We start from the raw sequence: 16,101 nt of genomic DNA, 5'->3' as shown, positions 1-16,101 counted from the left end.
CAATTAATAAAAAAAGCCGTAACTCAATTAGAATTACGGCTTTTTTTTATTTACTTAAGTCTTCTTTTACTTTTTTCGCAGCTTCTTCTACTTTTGAAGCTCCTTTTTTCGCGGCTTCTTTAGCATCTTGTCCTACTTTATTTGCTTCAGTTTTGATATCCTGACCGGCCTTCTGAAGATCCTGTTTCGTTTTATCAGCTGTTGCGTCAATTTTATCTTTAGCCTTTTGAGCTGCATCATCAATCTTATTACCAGCAGCATCTACTTTTGCTTTCACATCTTCTTTTGCATTGTTGATTTTTGCAGTATCAACAGTAGTTGGAGTTTCTGTAACGGTAGTAGTGGTTGTAGTAACTGATCCGTCAGCGTTATCTACCTGCTCTGTTTTCGTTGTTGATTTTGTACATGCTACAGTGAATACTGAGATCACCATTGCTGTAAGGATTTGTTTTTTCATATTGTCTATTTTTTAATGATATAGGCGTTATTGTGTTTTAGAGTCTGGACCCGAAGGCGTTTCTACAGACTTCTTTTTCTTTTCTGCATCTGCTTTTTTCTTTTCCTCTTCCTGTTTTGCTTTATTTTCTTTTTCAAGCTCTGCCTTTAGCTTGCTCTCCTCTTCCTGAAGCTTTTTAGCCTGTTTTACAGAGTCCAGATACTGGGGGGAAGACATTCTTATCTTTCGGGCAATATCTACTGAAACAGCGCCGGTAGAAAAGGAATCAACAGCAATAGTATCATAGTTCCTTTTAACATCCTGTTCCGCAGCGAAACCCGGAGATTCCTTCTTGGAACATGCAGTGAGAAGAATTTTGAAAATAAAAATCGCAGACAGTATATTTTTCATGGAACTAATTTAGCAGAAATTCTGCAATTACAGGATAGTGATCCGATAATTTCACAGACTGATCTACTTTATAGCTTAGAGGAATAATAGATTTTGAACTGAAGATATAATCAATTCTCAAAGGTACTTTATAGTCATGAAAACTGCTTGCGCTTCCCTTTCCTGCTACTAAAAAGGCATCCTGAAGATCTTTTCCCAGATTATAATATTCATAAGAATTGGGAACAGAATTAAAATCTCCGGCTAAAATAACCGGGTAAGGTGATAAGTCTACCATCTTTCTGATTCTTTTTACCTGATCTTCATGGGCCTGAAATGTAGGAGTCATGTGAGACAGCAATGTTGAAACATTTCCAAATCCAAGTGCATCTAACTTCGTAAACATTGACTTATGAAGTCTGAAAGGTTCAAGATACACATTAATAATTCTGACTACCTTTCCATTGATATCAATATCAGCATAGAATGAATTTCCCCTTGCTTTCTCCTCAATCAACTCTGCCTGTCTTACAATTTTATGTTTTGTTTTCAGAATAACAGAAGGATATTTTATAAGATCCCGTTTTATGGCACGGTTAGTATCTTTTTCCTGTACAAGAATAATATCTGCATCCTGTTCTTTAATGTAATTTTTCACTTTATCCCAACCATATTCTCCATATTTTACATTAAATGTCAATACTTTAATATCCCGTATTGTTTTTCCATTCTCTGTTTTTGGCGAAAAGTTGACCCATCGTCTGATGGGATTATAGAAGATAAGTGTACCCAGTGCAAAAGCGATAGCTATTTTTTGTTTTTTGAAAATCCATATCAGTGTAAGAATCAAATGTGCTAAGATCAGATAGGGGAAACCAAGTGATAGCAGGTTAAGATAGCCCAAAAGATTAGGCGGAATCCATGCATTCCCTAATGTGCTTAACAGCAAAACAGCAATAACGATATGTATAAATAGTAATATCTGATTCGACTTCATGAAAAAACGGTCTTGGTACACTTTTCTTTCAACAAAAATCCTACCAAGCAGATAACTTTAACTCTTTTTATGATTATTTGCTTTCCGTGGAAAATTTCACGATGACAGGATAATGATCTGAAATACTTACAGAACGGTCAACTTCATAAGATATTGCCCTTAATGATTTTGAAGAAAAAACATAGTCGATCCTGATTGGAAATTTATAGTCATGAAAACTCGTTGCGCTGCCCTTTCCGGCCAATAAAAATGCATCTTCAAGCCCATCCGATAAATGATAATATTCATAAGAATTAGGAACAGAATTAAAATCGCCCGCCAGAATTACAGGATAAGGAGAATTGTCAATGGCTTCACGAATAAGGGTTACCTGATCCTGATGTTTTTTAAAGGTGGGAATCAGCCTTTTAACAACATCTTTTATTTTTTGTTCATCGGTATCGGTATTTCCATTAAGTCTCACCATATCTTTTTGAAAGCGAAAAGGATTGAGATAGACACCAATGAACCTGTAGGTCCTGCCTTTAATTTCTATATCAGCCAACAAACCAGGAATTCTTACCTCTTCATCTTGTGGATCTATAATCTGCTGTTTTAGGATTTTATGCTTGGTCAGAATTGTTAAGCCGCCTCCGGGATTTGCTTTCTGATAGCCATCAAATTGATATTTAATACCCGCATCCTCCTGTAAAAGAAGAACATCTGCATTTTGAGACTTCAGGTAAGGTTCAAGCTCTTTATTTCCTATTCTGCCAGCTCTGGTATTGAAAGAAACCACTTTTATTTCGGAATTTCCTTTCTTATCAGAATAGTTAACCCAACGTTTTACAGGATTTATAAATGCTAACCCTGCAAACATAAACACAAACGCCCTTTTTTTCCAGCTGAATACCCAGAATATCGTCAGAATGATATAACAGATCATAAGTACCGGAAAACCTAAGGAAAGCAAGTTAAACCATGGGAAAACCTTCGGTGGAACATAAGCATTCAATAAGGTACCCAGCAGTAAAAACAGAATTCCCAGATGCAGGATGAATAATATGAGTCGGAAAACCTTCACAATCTTATTTTAATTGAATCTGTACAAATGCTTTTTCCAAATTACTGCCAGCAGCCATCCTACCAAAGCTCCCCCTACGTGAGCGAGGTGAGCAATGCCACCTCCATTCCCGGAGACACCAAGGAACACAGAAACAACAACAATAACTGGCAGAAGGTATTTTACTTTTATAGGAACCGGAATAAACATGATTCCAATTTTAGAATCCGGATATAGCGTCGCAAATGCCGCTACAACTCCGAAAATAGCTCCGGAAGCCCCAACCATGGGTGTAGCTACAATGTCTTTGAAACTTTCAAGTAATTCTTTTTGTTTAAGAATGGAATCTGCATTCCCTGCAAACCCAACACTGGCACCTGACAAATATGCATTTACATTAAACCCCAGCTGTTCCAATTCACTGGAAAGCTGCTGAACTTCTACAAAATTCCACAAATTGAAAAGGAAAAATGCACCTAAACCACTTGCAAAATATAAAATCAAATACTTTTTATCTCCTAATGTCTGCTCCAGAATGGGTCCAAAGCTAAAGAGCGTCATCATGTTAAATAAAATATGCATGATACTTCCGTGCATGAACATATGGGTAATAACCTGCCATGAATGGAAAAAAGGGGAGAACGGATAAAAGCCCGCGAGATAACCAATCATCTGGTTTCCCATGAAATAAGTAACAATAAATACTATAACATTGATTATAATAATATTCCTTGTAATGGGCGGTATATTGTTAAACATAATTTAAAATTTGTTTTTAAAATCATTAAACGGAACTTCATAATAGCATCTTTTTCCATCCGGCAAAAACTCCGGGAAACCTAGTGCTGTAAAGTCTTTGATAAGCTGTTCCGCATCTTTTTTATAAATAAAGTCAAATCTTGACTTGGACTGCATTTTGTTCCACTGATTATGGTAGTAATGCAAAAATTCTTCTTCTGTTTTGTATTCCAGAATTTCAAAAAGGTTCTCCAGGAATTTCATTGCCTGGGTTTCTTTCAGCCCTTCAGGAAGTGAATCTATTCGAAGTACACTTTCATGAGCAATTTTCATGTCAAACCCTAATTCCGGAAGATATTTTTTGATCGAATTATATTTTGTCTTCTCAATCTCATTCATATGATATTCCAGAGAGAAAAGAAGAGCATGGCTGTTTGTATTTGATTTTCTGGTAGATTTATTCCCTTCAGAGACCAATAATCTGTGCATTCTTCCGAGATCCAGCATCAAGGTCACATCACCTTTATTGAAAAGCCAGTAGCCGTTTGGAAGCCTCATCAGATCTTCGTCAAAATCTTCATCTTCAAATAAATTAATCTTTGAAGGTTCAGCAGTAATATTCTGATGGTACATTTCTGTAAGATTCTGAATTTCTTCTGGATGCACTACATTTTTTTCTTCCAGAAACGGATTATAATCCTTATCTACAATAATCTCCGGCATTTTTACAAAACCACTTCCACCTCCGTTTCCTTTGCTTGGAATCGGTTTATTCATCATTTCATCCAACTCCGGATCTCTGTCGAAATCAAGGCTTGGAGAGACATTATAAATCCCTAACGACCTTTTGATGGTTGAGCGGAGCAAAGCAAAAATAAGATGTTCATCTTCAAATTTCACTTCGGTTTTCTGTGGATGAATATTCACATCAATTTTCTCAGGATCAAGCTCCAGGAAAAGGAAAAATGAGGGTACATATCCGGGCTGAAGCAATCCTTCAAAGGCTTCCTGTACTGCTTTATTGAAGTACGGGCTTCTGAAATACCTTCCGTTCACAAAAAGAAACTGTTCTCCTCTTGCTTTCTTGGCACCTTCAGGCTTAGCAACGAATCCATGAAGTTTACACCAGATAATATCTTCTTTGATAGGAATCAAAAGCGGCTGAAGTTTCCTTCCGAAAACATCTACAATACGCTGCATCTGACTTCCTTTTCTCAACCTGAAAACAGCTTCATCATCATGGAAAAGGGAAAATTCCAGATTTTCATGAGCCAGTGCAACACGCTGAAATTCATCAATTACATGTCTGAATTCAATATTGTTATTTTTCAAAAACTTCCTTCTTGCAGGAACGTTATAGAAAAGATTTTTTACTAAAAAATTTGATCCGTCTGCTGTCTGAACCGGGTCTTGAAACTGGAAAACTCCGCCTTCAATATAAATGTTGGTACCAATGGATGTGTCATTCTGTTTCGTTCTGAGCTCTACTTGTGAAACTGCGGCAATAGAAGCCAGTGCTTCACCCCGGAAGCCTTTTGTAGCAATCTTAAAGATATCTTCTGTTCCTTTGATTTTGGAGGTAGCATGTCTTTCAAATGCCATACGGGCATCTGTTTCGGACATTCCTTTTCCGTCGTCTACCACCTGAATAAGGTTTTTCCCGGCATCTCTGATGATCAATTCAATCTTCGTTGCATCTGCATCAATAGCATTTTCCAAAAGTTCTTTCACGATGGATGCAGGCCGCTGCACCACCTCTCCCGCTGCAATTTGGTTGGCTACATGATCCGGTAAAAGCTGAATAATATCTGACATAAAAACGTAAATCAACTTACAAAAATAGTCAATGGAAACGGGAATTAAAATACCAAAATCGTGATTTAATATTTAATTATCAACATTTTTACTTATTTATCCCCAACCATTTTTTTTAATGTTTGTAATGAAGGGCGTTAGCTCGCTTATTAATCTGATCGGGAAATTTTCATTTTAACACCTTTAAAAAACAGGATAAAAAACAACAGATTTATAGATTTTTAAGACATTTTTAAAGAAAAACACCCCTATTTCATAATAAAATAAGGGCATTTACAGCTAGTTTATACAAAAAATTAATAGTGTGTTTTATATTTTAATCTTCAAAGACAAGCTTTCTTTTCTTCTCTCTTTTAGGAATTCCATGGATTTTATCATAGAGATATGCAAAGAGATTAGGCTTTTTATAAATCCTGCTATATCTATATTTCGTGTTAAAGTGTCGAACATGAATTTTATAAGCATCATACCCGATGACAATCAGAAGACACAGACTGATTACATAGAACACTCTGAATTCCAGATAGTAATAAGTCAATCCTGAGAACACTGCTCCCATGATATAAGCAAGCATAATACTCATCAGAAGTTTTGCCCTGCCTATAAGCTCTCCGTTTTTTCTATATTTTTTCTGTGTAAACATAGATACCAGGATTCCTAAATCGGTGGTTGTTCCGGTAAGGTGGGTCGTTTTCACGGAGAAGTTGGAGATACTTGCCGTAAGACCGTTTTGCAGTCCGGTGGCAAAAAGCATCAATGCTACCAGATATTCTGTTTCCTCTAATGTTTTCTGATAGTAAAACTGCCCGTATATTCCCACAAAAAGGAGACATATAATTTCCAGCGCAATAGGCATAGAATGGGCAAAATATTTACTTTTCTTGTTAAAGTTGATAACGATAAAGTTGGACAGAAAACTTCCGAAGAAGAATAAAAAGATCCATCCCCCTACTACTCCTACCTGCGTCCAGTTTCCTTTACTTATTTCTGCTGCTAAAATAGCGTAGTGTCCCGTTACATTCGATGTAAAAGAGAGAAATATCAATAGGGAAGCTATATTTATAGTACCCGCCGTAAAGGCAGTCAGCGTCCCCAACCTGATATTATCTCCCAGTGTCCTGCTGTTACTATAATTTCTTAACATTTTTTTATTTTTTTATTTGTGTTTTATTTAGACCTCTACAAAGATCTCTGCCAGTCTTCCTCTTTCTGGAAGTCTTTCTCTTACTTCAACGGTAATTTCATGAGATTGCAGTTCTTTGCATTTTTTGATATAAGGAATCAGATCAAACTTGCCTTTTCCCTTACTTTTGATAGATGGAGAATAATAAGCCTCTTCAATATTTTCTGCCTTTACATATTGGTTGAATGTTCTCTGGAAACTTCCTGTAAAAACATCACAAGTAATTTTATTAATCAGGTGGGGATATTTATTACTGATAATTCCATAGGCATCACAGAACTCTTCCGGTCTTATTTTATTAAAAACCGACGTTTTGGTTGTGAATAAAAGATCTCTGATAGAATCTCCGCCATCATACCCGGATGTCAGAAGGATATTATATTGGTTCTGATCTTCTGATGCATCTTTCTCTTTAAGTACTTTTTTCAATATGTTCAATGACTCAAGAGAGTAATCTGTTGCAATTAAAATTGTTTTAGCCATGTTCTTTATTATTTTGTATCGTGTTTATCTTTTTTGATGATACAAAACTAGAACGACCATATTAGAACATCTTTGGAACGGAATTAAAATGTGATTAAAGAGATTAAAATGAGATTAGAAAATTGTTAAGGAGAGTTCATATAGCAAAAAACAAAATCGTAAAAGGACGAAATTGCTCATAGACATTGTTTGTTTCCGGATTGTTCTTCAGGCTGAATAAGATCAGGCTACTCTCCTTTCTGCGTACTATAGAAATTCGGGAAGCGCATCTGTACGGTAGTTCCCTGGTTTTCGTGTGAACTTACGATCAGTTCACCATGATGCATTCTTACGATATTTCTTGCTAACGGAAGCCCAATTCCATAGCCTTCATAGTTGTTCGTATTGGAGGCTCTGAAGAATGGATCGTAGATTTTATTCATCTCTACTTCAGGAATTCCGATACCATTGTCTTTTACAATAATGTAGACATCTGTATTGGTAGCTCCCAGAGATACTTTCACCTGCTGAAAATTAGAATATTTGCAGCCATTACTGACGATATTGGCTACCGCAAGATGGAGCAGCTGTTCATTTCCCTGTACTTTCAGCTTTTTCGGATTATCGGGAAGCATACTGATATCAAGATAAATATTATTTCTGGAATCTATTCTTCTTAGCGTTTCAATAACATCCCAAAGCAGCTGATCTATTCTTACCTTATCCATTTTCTGGATTTTCCCATCGAATCCGGTTTGGGCAATCATTAAGAGAGCTTTAATCTTTATATCCAGCTTTTCAGCTTCATCCAGAATGATTCCAAGAGTTTCTTTGTATTCATCGGCTGTTCTGCTGATGGAAAGAGCAACATCAGCTTCTCCCATAATGGAGGTAAGAGGAGTTCTCAATTCGTGGGAAACATTTCCGATCAGGTGATTCTGAGTTTCAAATGAGGTTTCAATACGGTTGAGCATATCGTTGAAAGTATCTACCAACTCGTTCAGCTCTTTGTTATCAGGCTGAGACTCCAGCCTTAAGTGAAGATTTTCAGAACTTATTTCCTTTACTTTTCCTGTAATTTTTAAGATCGGTCTGAATAAGGTTTTCGACAAATAAAAAGAAAAGATCATACTGAAGAACAAAGAAAGAACGATACAGGTAAGCAGTGTTCTTTTTAAAAAGCCCAGATAATAAATGACATAATGATTTTTAGCTGAAGCAATAGCGATATAATCTTTATTATCATATTTAAAGCTTTGTCCTATATAATAGAATTCTTCATCATTATAATTGGACTCTCCTTCTTTGATAATATTTTTAAAGAAATAAGCAGGAATATGAACTTCCTGAGATATTTTTTTGAAATTGGAATCTCTGGGAACGGCAAAAACATAGTCCTTTTCCATTGGAAGTTCCTCATCATTCAGACTGTTGAGAATATAATTTTCCGGAAGGTCGAGATGATCTTTGCTTTTTTCAATCTGAACAATGGTCGCCGTTCTGATCTTTAGGAGCTCATAAAATCTCTGATGGGAAAAATTCACGATAGAAAAGTATACCAAACCACTGAACAGCAAAATGATGGCTGTAAAAACCAACATCAAAAGCACCATCGTTTTGGTCTGATTTGTAATCACTTTATTAAACATCCATTATGTTTTTTTCAACACATATCCCATTCCTATCACGGTATGAATCAACTTATTATCATCCTGGTTATCCAGTTTTTTTCTTAAATAGTTGACATATACATCTACCACATTAGTTCCCAGTTCGTAGTTTACTCCCCATACTGCATCCAGAATTTCAGCTCTGGAAATTACTTTTTCCGGATTATTCAGGAAATACAGCAGGAGTTTATATTCTGTAGAAGTAAGCGAAATGTCTTCTCCGGCCCGTGTTACTTTCTTGGTATAATCGTTCACCATCAGATCCGAAAACTGAAAAACATCTTCATTATCAGGTTCAGATTCAATAGCTTCCTGCGGACCGTTGTTGTTGCTTCTCCTTAGCAAAGACTTCACGCGTGCTACCAGCTCTATGAATTTAAAAGGCTTTACAAGATAATCATCTCCCCCACTTTCCAATCCGAGAACAATATTTTCAGAAGTTCCCAAAGCAGTTAGAAACAAAATCGGAACGCTCTGATTGGTTTTTCTTATCTCTTTACAGACATCCAGACCATTCATTTCCGGAAGCATAATGTCTAAAATTACCAGATCAAAATCGTTAGCCTGCACCAGTTGTACTCCTGTACGGCCGTCAAAAGCTACAGAAATTTCATATCCATTTTCCTGAAGTCCTTTCTTAATAAAAGAAACTACGCTGGTTTCGTCTTCGATAAGAATAATTTTTTTCATAAATGAAATAAGGAGTTTCACAAAAATAGGGAAATTTTATTGGGATGGGCAAAAAGGGAAAGAAAGCAGAAGACAAATTCAGCGTTCCTTTCAATAATAATTTTCAATGAATTGATTCCCTTATCTATCCAAACTCTATAGAATAATATTACCTTTGCCTTTCATTGAATGACGAAAAAAAATAATTCAGGTTAAATTGCATAGCGTATGAACGACTTTTTAATAGGTATCGGCAAGAGATTAAAGGATATTAGAAAAAAGAATAATTTAACCATCAATGATCTGGCTTTCAAAGCAAATGTGAGTAACGGTCTTGTTTCCAGAATTGAAAACGGAAGGACGATTCCTTCACTTCCTGTCTTATTAGATCTGATTCAGTCTCTTGAGATTGATGCCAGCTATTTTTTTGAAGGGGTTGAAAAAAAATCCAATGCCAAATTCATCTATGTTCCGAAAGAAAGCCAGCAAGTAATAGAAAAAGAGGTAGAAGCTGAAGGATTCAAGTATATGCATATCTTCAGCAAAAGTCTTCATTCTTTGGGATTTGAAGCGGCACTCCTTACCCTTGAACCCAATTCAAAAAGGGAAAAAGTTATTACCGATGCCTGGGAATTCAAATATATCCTGAAAGGAGAAGTGAAATACGTGATTGATAATGAAGAAATCATTTTAAAAGAAGGAGATTCTCTTTATTTCAATGGTAAGTTTCCTCACGTTCCGGTAAGCATCAGCGATGAAAGCTGTGTGATGCTTGTCCTTTATTTTTATACTGCTTAATCGCATTTTTTTAACGCAAAGTTTTTTATTTGACTTTGTCATTCTGACGAAGGAAGAATCCTATTTACATTCAATAGTATAAAATTCTTCATTGCATTGCATTCAGAATGACAATTCTAGAGTAGAATCAATCTCATTGATTCTTTATGAGTGCACGCATCACAAGAACGCTTCATCAGCGACAAAGCCGCAACCTTTGCATCCTTATAAATATACTGTTAGAATCATTAAACTTGCGTTTAAAATAATAATCATTTTACTCATTCTTCTTGAATTTTTGATTTCCAGACAAAACAAAAGTTTACAAATATGCAATTTTTGATTTTCTACTTTCTCCCAAAATGAACGAAATATGAACCAAAACACCCCTATTTCAGATCAATTTCCCATTGAATAACTATAAAGCAATATTTATAAAAAACGTTGTGTGGACAAACTCTATCTCTGTTTTATTCTATTTTAAAAGATCAACTTTAATGGTTTTCAAAGTAAAATAGTCGTAATAAACAGTGTCTATTTGTTAAACAATACTTAATACAGAATATTTATATATATTAAAATTATTAGCTTGATTTGCATAAAAAATTTAATATATGTAAAAATGAAAGCAAATTTAGAGAAATTACTTACCCTTGTTTTTGTCTGTTTCATTGTCTTTGTTTCAGCACAGAAACAGTTAATTATAGGAACTGTTCTGGACGACAGCCAGCCTCTCCCCGGGGCCACAGTCAAAATAAAAGGCTTATCTAAAAATATAGCGACTGATATTGAAGGAAAATTTACCATCAATGATATCAAAGAAGGTCAGTACACGTTACAAATCAGCTACATCGGATATGAATCTACAGACATCAATGTAGATCTGAAGCCAGAACAAACGGTTGATTTGGGAAGCATCAAACTTTCCCAGCCCCGAAAAAACATTGATGAAGTAGTCGTTACCGGAACGCTGAAAAATACGGAAGCAAGAGCGTTGAATCTTCAGAAAAATGCAATCAATATTACCAATGTCATTGCCTCTGACGGAATCGGAAAGCTACCGGACAGAAATGCGGCAGAGACCGTACAGCGTGTACAGGGAGTTTCTATTGAAAGAGACCAGGGCGAAGGAAGATTTGTTTCTCTGAGAGGACTTCCGCCATTCTGGGCTTCTACAACCATCAATGGAAACAGACTTCCTACCGCTGAGGAGGAAACAACATCAAGAGCAACAGCATTCGACTTTTTTCCTACGGAACTGATCTCGTATGTACATGTAAACAAGTCTTTTACCCCAGACATGGAAGCAGACGGAATTGGTGGTGGTGTCAATTTTATCACCAAGACTCCGCCAATGAAAACAGAATTCAAAGCAACTATTGGAAGCGGATATAATGCTAAAGCTGATAAAGGAGTGTATAACCTCGGATTTTTATATGGAGGAAGAACAAAAGATAAAAAATTCGGGTACCTTTTCAATTTTGCCCATTTCATCAGGAACTGGTCTACAGATAACTTTGAAGCGAGAAGAAGTGGTGATGAAGGTGTTTTCAGGCTGGAACTTCGTGATTATAACGGAGTAAGAAAAACAACAGGGATCAATACGGCTTTTGAATATGTATTGTCTCCAAAAACTACTTTCTATTTAAAAGGAATGTATGGTACATTATCGGATGATGAAACCCACTACAAACATAGAATCCGATTTGATAAATTCAGCAGCGCCAACAATACAGCGAGAATAGAGCTTCAGAATATCCACAATTTATTAATTACAGAGCTTACTTCTGTCTCTTTGGGAGCCGTTCATAATTTAAATAAAGGAAAAATCGACTGGGACTTATCTTACTACGACAACAAATTCAAGTATGGAAACATTCCTGATAAACAGAATAATTCTTACTATGTCATCAAGTACACTCAATCTGGTGTAGGCATTAATCCTGATTATATTTCAGATCATGGAAATGGACCAAGAGCTTATTGGAAAGCCGATGGTGGGAAATTAGATTATAAAAACCCAGATGCTTTATTCGGTTTTTACAGTGATCCGAACTTTAAAATGGATGCTTCCCAAATGAGATTTACAGATCTTGAATTTTATAAAGTTTTTGTAGAGGAAAAAGACAAAATCGTAGCAGCATTCAACCACGAAATTAATGCATCTGATAAACTGACCTTAAAATATGGTTTTAAATACAGAGATAAAGAACGTAATGCAAAGTTCTCTGATATTTTCTACAACTGGAACAATGGTACTGCCCCACTTCTGTCTGAGTATTCACAATATATCACAACACAGCCCAATGGACCGAAATATTTAAGTGAAATGAATGCTCATATCGGCAATACTTTTGGACCCGTACTTTCTACAACAGGAATGAACCAGTTCTGGTATCAGAATCAAGGGAATCTAAAGATTAATACGGCTGATTCCGAAGCACTGCAGTACAATAAAGCATTAGGAAGAAATTTTGATGTCTTTGAAAAACATGCAGACGCTTACGGGATGGCAACCTATAAACTGAATGATAAGATCACCATTTTAGGAGGAATCAGATTATCCAATACCAATACTAAGGTAAGAGGATACAGTGTGAATGATAATGTACTTACTCCGGTAGAAAACACCAAAAACTATCTGGCTGTTCTTCCAATGGTTCATTTGAAGTATACATTGAATGATAAAACCAATCTTCGTTTTGCTGCTACAAGAACTTTCTCAAGACCGAACTTTGGAGATCTCACCCCTGGAGGAACTTATATTGAAGCAGACAACGAATTTAAAGGTGGAAACCCCAATCTTAATCCTACCTATTCTTTGAATTTTGATTTGATGGGAGAATATTATTTCTCCAATGTAGGGATTCTGAGTGGCGGTATTTTCTATAAATCGATTACAGATCCTATTTTTCAGGATTCTTTTATCGGAAATTATAACGGAATTACGGGTGTACAATTTACAGCACCTAATAATGGAAAAGCAGCATGGCTTGGAGGTATTGAACTTGGAATTAACAAAAGATTCGACTTCCTTCCAGGGTTTTTACAATACTTCGGAGTACAGCTGAATGCTACATTCATGACCTCTGAAATGGAGAAGCCAAGCGGAAGAACGGTAGCACTGCCCTATCAGGCAAAAGAATTATACAACGCACAGCTTTTCTTTGAGAAAAAAGGATTCAATGCAAGGCTGGCTTACAACTATAAAGGAAAGTATGCTGTAGAATATGCTGAGGAAGATATCAACGATTCTTATTATGGTAAATACAGCAATCTTGATTTCGGAGGGTCTTATCAGTTTACAAAATATCTGACTTTATATGCAGATGTAAACAATATTCTGAACAAACCTCTGATCTATCACTTCGGTAAAAATGAAGACCGCCCTGAACAGGTAGAATATTACGGAGTACGATTCAATCTTGGAGTAAAACTGAACTTCTAAACCATTATCATGGCCAGAACCATCAATAAAAAAACATTAGTTACACTGAAAGCCGCTTTTGCTGCTTTTGGTGTTTACTTCTGCATGTACGGCTTCAGAAAACCTTTTACTGTAGCTTCTTACGAGGGACTTTCCTATTTCGGAGTAGATTATAAGATTCTGATTATTATTGCGCAGGCAGTAGGCTATTTTATTTCAAAATTCATAGGGATCAAATTTATTTCTGAGCTGAAACCACAAAAAAGACTTACTTATCTGTTTGTTTTTATTGCCATTGCAGAGCTTGCCCTGTTAGGATTTGCAGCGGTTCCTGCTCCTTACAATATTATATTTATGTTTATCAACGGGATTCCGTTGGGAATGATCTGGGGAATTGTTTTCTCTTACATCGAAGGGCGAAAAACCACGGAAATCATCGGTCTGTTTTTATGTTCAAGCTTTGTCGTTTCTTCAGGATTTACAAAATCCGCAGGAAAATTTTTAATGGATACGTTCTCCATTTCCGAGTTCTGGATGCCGTTTTCAGCCGGACTTATTTTTATTATTCCATTGATTTTTTTCGGACTGCTTCTTGAAAGAATACCCAAACCTTCAGAAGAAGACATTTTGCTTAAAAACAAAAGACAACCGTTGAACGGTAGGGAAAGAAAAGCACTGATCCAACAGTTTTTTGTCCCCATCATGTGTATTATCTTTTTATATATCAGTTTAACGGTTTTAAGGGATTTCAGAGATAATTTCAACCGTGAGATCTGGGACGGACTGCATTTTACTTTTGACAGTTCCATTTTCACTTTAACGGAAATTCCTATTGCGGTGATGGTCCTTTTGATCTTAAGTTTCATGGTCAAAGTAAAGAACAACAAAAAAGCATTTGCCTACTATCACTATATACTTTTCATAGGAATTCTAACAGTAGGGCTTTCTACTTATCTTTTTCAGCAGGGCTCTTTATCTCCTTTTTTATGGATGACGATTTCCGGTTTCGGAATGTATATCTGTTATATTCCTTTTAACGGAATTTACTTTGACCGGATGATTGCCGCTTTTGAAATCAAAGGAAATGTAGGTTTTCTCATTTATATTGTAGATTCATTCGGGTATCTTGGAAGTGTTCTGATTCTTTTGTATAAAAATTTTGGTTCGGCTCAGACGTCATGGTTAAATTTCTATATCAACTTAAATTACATCATCACCGTTACCGTTTTCATTCTTTCCGTGATTGCTTTTCTGGCTTTCAGAAATAAATCAAAGCCCAAATCAAACTCTAATCAATTCATCAATTTCGATACATCGAAAATTTTATAAATTATAATACAATGACAACAAAATTTGATTTAATCGTTGTAGGAGGTGGAATTTTAGGAACATTCCATGCTTATCATGCGCTGAAGAAAAATCTTAAAGTAGCTTTACTGGAAAGAAATTCTGTTCCTCAGGGAGCCACTGTAAGGAACTTCGGACAGGTAGTACCGTCCGGAATGGATCTGAAATGGCAGAATTTCGGAAGAGAAAGTCTCACCATATACAATGAAATTCATACCCAGGCGGATCTTACCATCAGACAAAACGGATCTGTATATATCGCGTCCAATGATGAAGAGCTTCAGCTGATTGAAGAGCTTTATGAAATCAACAGAAACAATGATTATGAATCTGTTTTATTATCAAAAAATGACTGCGTTAAAAAATATGACGGGCTCCGTTCGGATTATTGTAAAGGAGGTCTGTTTTTCCCTCAGGAACTTTCAGTAGATTCTGCAGATATGATTGTAAAACTTCACAAGCTGCTTCAGGAAAAAATGGGACTGCAGATTTTCTACAATACAACGGTTCTTGAAACCCATGAAGATGATCAGAAATGTACAGCTGTAACTGCAGACAGAATGGAATTCAATGCATCTAAAATCATCATCTGTGGCGGACATGAGTTTAAGACTTTATATCCTAAAGTATTCAATGACAGTGATCTGGAAGTCAGTAAACTTCAGATGCTTCAGACCAAACCGCAGGGGATTTATTCGCTTCAGGGAAATATTCTTACCGGGCTTTCTGTCAGAAGATATGAATCATTCAGCGAATGTCCTTCTTTCCAGAAAATCAAGGCTTTAGAAGACCCGATTTCTTTTGAAAAGAAATACGGAGTTCATATTTTATTCAAACAGGCTCTTGACGGTTCTGTCATCATTGGAGATTCTCATGAGTATGCCGATGCTAAAAATGCGGATGATCTTGGATATGATCTTAATATGGAGATTGATGAATTCATGATTCTTGAGGCTAAAAAAATCATTGATCTTCCCACGTATGATATTCAGAGAAGATGGTTCGGAATTTATTCTCAGTGCAAAACCAAAGATCTTTTTGAACACAGCCCATCTGCCAATATTCATATTGTAACGGGTATCGGAGGGAAAGGAATGACAGGAAGCGGTGGCTTCTCAAAATTTAATATTGAAAAAATTTACGCTTAA

Annotated in this window: 14 protein-coding genes; 4 read left to right on the top strand and 10 right to left on the bottom strand. The window is 36.1% G+C overall.

The annotated features are described in order from the left end of the window. Positions 1-46: 46 nt before the first annotated feature. The 10 genes from ACPF63_RS22025 to ACPF63_RS21980 all read right to left on the bottom strand — a co-directional run bounded on the left by ACPF63_RS22025 (position 47) and on the right by ACPF63_RS21980 (position 9,423). Positions 47-457, bottom strand: coding sequence for a hypothetical protein (locus ACPF63_RS22025; protein ID WP_077413166.1), 411 nt, complete (start codon positions 455-457; stop codon positions 47-49). Between the two features lie 27 nt (positions 458-484). Beyond that, positions 485-847 carry a hypothetical protein gene (locus ACPF63_RS22020; protein ID WP_426481327.1) on the bottom strand — a complete coding sequence of 121 codons (363 nt, stop codon included), beginning with the start codon at positions 845-847 and terminating at the stop codon, positions 485-487. A 4-nt stretch (positions 848-851) separates the two neighbouring features. Further along, on the bottom strand, positions 852-1,823 hold the full coding sequence (locus ACPF63_RS22015) for an endonuclease/exonuclease/phosphatase family protein (protein ID WP_426481326.1): 972 nt from the start codon (positions 1,821-1,823) through the stop codon (positions 852-854). Positions 1,824-1,896: 73 nt separating this feature from the next. Beyond that, positions 1,897-2,886: an endonuclease/exonuclease/phosphatase family protein gene (locus tag ACPF63_RS22010; RefSeq protein ID WP_426481325.1), complete on the bottom strand. Its 990-nt coding sequence runs from the start codon at positions 2,884-2,886 to the stop codon at positions 1,897-1,899. A gap of 9 nt (positions 2,887-2,895) precedes the next feature. Next, a complete protein-coding gene (locus ACPF63_RS22005; protein WP_426481324.1) occupies positions 2,896-3,624 on the bottom strand; it encodes a rhomboid family intramembrane serine protease in 729 nt (242 codons plus the stop codon). A 3-nt stretch (positions 3,625-3,627) separates the two neighbouring features. Then, complete coding sequence (gene mutL, locus ACPF63_RS22000) at positions 3,628-5,418, bottom strand: DNA mismatch repair endonuclease MutL (protein ID WP_180564837.1); 1,791 nt, start codon at positions 5,416-5,418, stop codon at positions 3,628-3,630. Between the two features lie 316 nt (positions 5,419-5,734). Continuing rightward, positions 5,735-6,562, bottom strand: coding sequence for a YoaK family protein (locus tag ACPF63_RS21995; protein ID WP_426481323.1), 828 nt, complete (start codon positions 6,560-6,562; stop codon positions 5,735-5,737). Between the two features lie 27 nt (positions 6,563-6,589). Then, positions 6,590-7,084 (bottom strand): hypothetical protein, encoded by a 495-nt coding sequence (locus ACPF63_RS21990; RefSeq protein ID WP_426481322.1) that lies wholly within the window; start codon positions 7,082-7,084, stop codon positions 6,590-6,592. A gap of 227 nt (positions 7,085-7,311) precedes the next feature. After that, entirely contained in the window at positions 7,312-8,712 is a 1,401-nt protein-coding gene (locus ACPF63_RS21985; protein WP_426481321.1) for an ATP-binding protein, read from the bottom strand. 3 nt (positions 8,713-8,715) lie between these two features. Then, positions 8,716-9,423 carry a response regulator transcription factor gene (locus tag ACPF63_RS21980; protein ID WP_047380001.1) on the bottom strand — a complete coding sequence of 236 codons (708 nt, stop codon included), beginning with the start codon at positions 9,421-9,423 and terminating at the stop codon, positions 8,716-8,718. Positions 9,424-9,630: 207 nt separating this feature from the next. On the opposite strand from ACPF63_RS21980, the gene ACPF63_RS21975 reads away from it, so the two are divergent. The 4 genes from ACPF63_RS21975 (at position 9,631) to ACPF63_RS21960 (ending at position 16,101) form a co-directional block, all read left to right on the top strand. After that, complete coding sequence (locus ACPF63_RS21975; RefSeq protein ID WP_077413174.1) at positions 9,631-10,200, top strand: helix-turn-helix domain-containing protein; 570 nt, start codon at positions 9,631-9,633, stop codon at positions 10,198-10,200. Between the two features lie 601 nt (positions 10,201-10,801). Further along, on the top strand, positions 10,802-13,627 hold the full coding sequence (locus tag ACPF63_RS21970; protein WP_426481320.1) for a TonB-dependent receptor: 2,826 nt from the start codon (positions 10,802-10,804) through the stop codon (positions 13,625-13,627). Between the two features lie 9 nt (positions 13,628-13,636). Beyond that, entirely contained in the window at positions 13,637-14,935 is a 1,299-nt protein-coding gene (locus ACPF63_RS21965) for a DUF5690 family protein (RefSeq protein ID WP_426481319.1), read from the top strand. Between the two features lie 11 nt (positions 14,936-14,946). After that, positions 14,947-16,101 (top strand): TIGR03364 family FAD-dependent oxidoreductase, encoded by a 1,155-nt coding sequence (locus ACPF63_RS21960; RefSeq protein WP_426481318.1) that lies wholly within the window; start codon positions 14,947-14,949, stop codon positions 16,099-16,101.

The sequence above is a fragment of the Chryseobacterium sp. R2ACT005 genome, from assembly GCF_049949215.1.
Taxonomy (GTDB): Bacteria; Bacteroidota; Bacteroidia; order Flavobacteriales; family Weeksellaceae; genus Chryseobacterium.
This window is presented reverse-complemented; position numbering and strand designations above follow the sequence as displayed.

Excerpts from the sequence above, each read along its gene's own strand:
- ACPF63_RS22025 (WP_077413166.1), bottom strand. The coding sequence starts at position 457 with ATGAAAAAACAAATCCTTACAGCAATGGTGATCTCAGTATTCACTGTA.
- ACPF63_RS22020 (WP_426481327.1), bottom strand. The coding sequence starts at position 847 with ATGAAAAATATACTGTCTGCGATTTTTATTTTCAAAATTCTTCTCACT.
- ACPF63_RS22015 (WP_426481326.1), bottom strand. The coding sequence starts at position 1,823 with ATGAAGTCGAATCAGATATTACTATTTATACATATCGTTATTGCTGTT.
- ACPF63_RS22005 (WP_426481324.1), bottom strand. The coding sequence starts at position 3,624 with ATGTTTAACAATATACCGCCCATTACAAGGAATATTATTATAATCAAT.
- mutL (WP_180564837.1), bottom strand. The coding sequence starts at position 5,418 with ATGTCAGATATTATTCAGCTTTTACCGGATCATGTAGCCAACCAAATT.
- ACPF63_RS21995 (WP_426481323.1), bottom strand. The coding sequence starts at position 6,562 with ATGTTAAGAAATTATAGTAACAGCAGGACACTGGGAGATAATATCAGG.
- ACPF63_RS21990 (WP_426481322.1), bottom strand. The coding sequence starts at position 7,084 with ATGGCTAAAACAATTTTAATTGCAACAGATTACTCTCTTGAGTCATTG.
- ACPF63_RS21985 (WP_426481321.1), bottom strand. The coding sequence starts at position 8,712 with ATGTTTAATAAAGTGATTACAAATCAGACCAAAACGATGGTGCTTTTG.
- ACPF63_RS21980 (WP_047380001.1), bottom strand. The coding sequence starts at position 9,423 with ATGAAAAAAATTATTCTTATCGAAGACGAAACCAGCGTAGTTTCTTTT.
- ACPF63_RS21975 (WP_077413174.1), top strand. The coding sequence starts at position 9,631 with ATGAACGACTTTTTAATAGGTATCGGCAAGAGATTAAAGGATATTAGA.
- ACPF63_RS21970 (WP_426481320.1), top strand. The coding sequence starts at position 10,802 with ATGAAAGCAAATTTAGAGAAATTACTTACCCTTGTTTTTGTCTGTTTC.
- ACPF63_RS21965 (WP_426481319.1), top strand. The coding sequence starts at position 13,637 with ATGGCCAGAACCATCAATAAAAAAACATTAGTTACACTGAAAGCCGCT.
- ACPF63_RS21960 (WP_426481318.1), top strand. The coding sequence starts at position 14,947 with ATGACAACAAAATTTGATTTAATCGTTGTAGGAGGTGGAATTTTAGGA.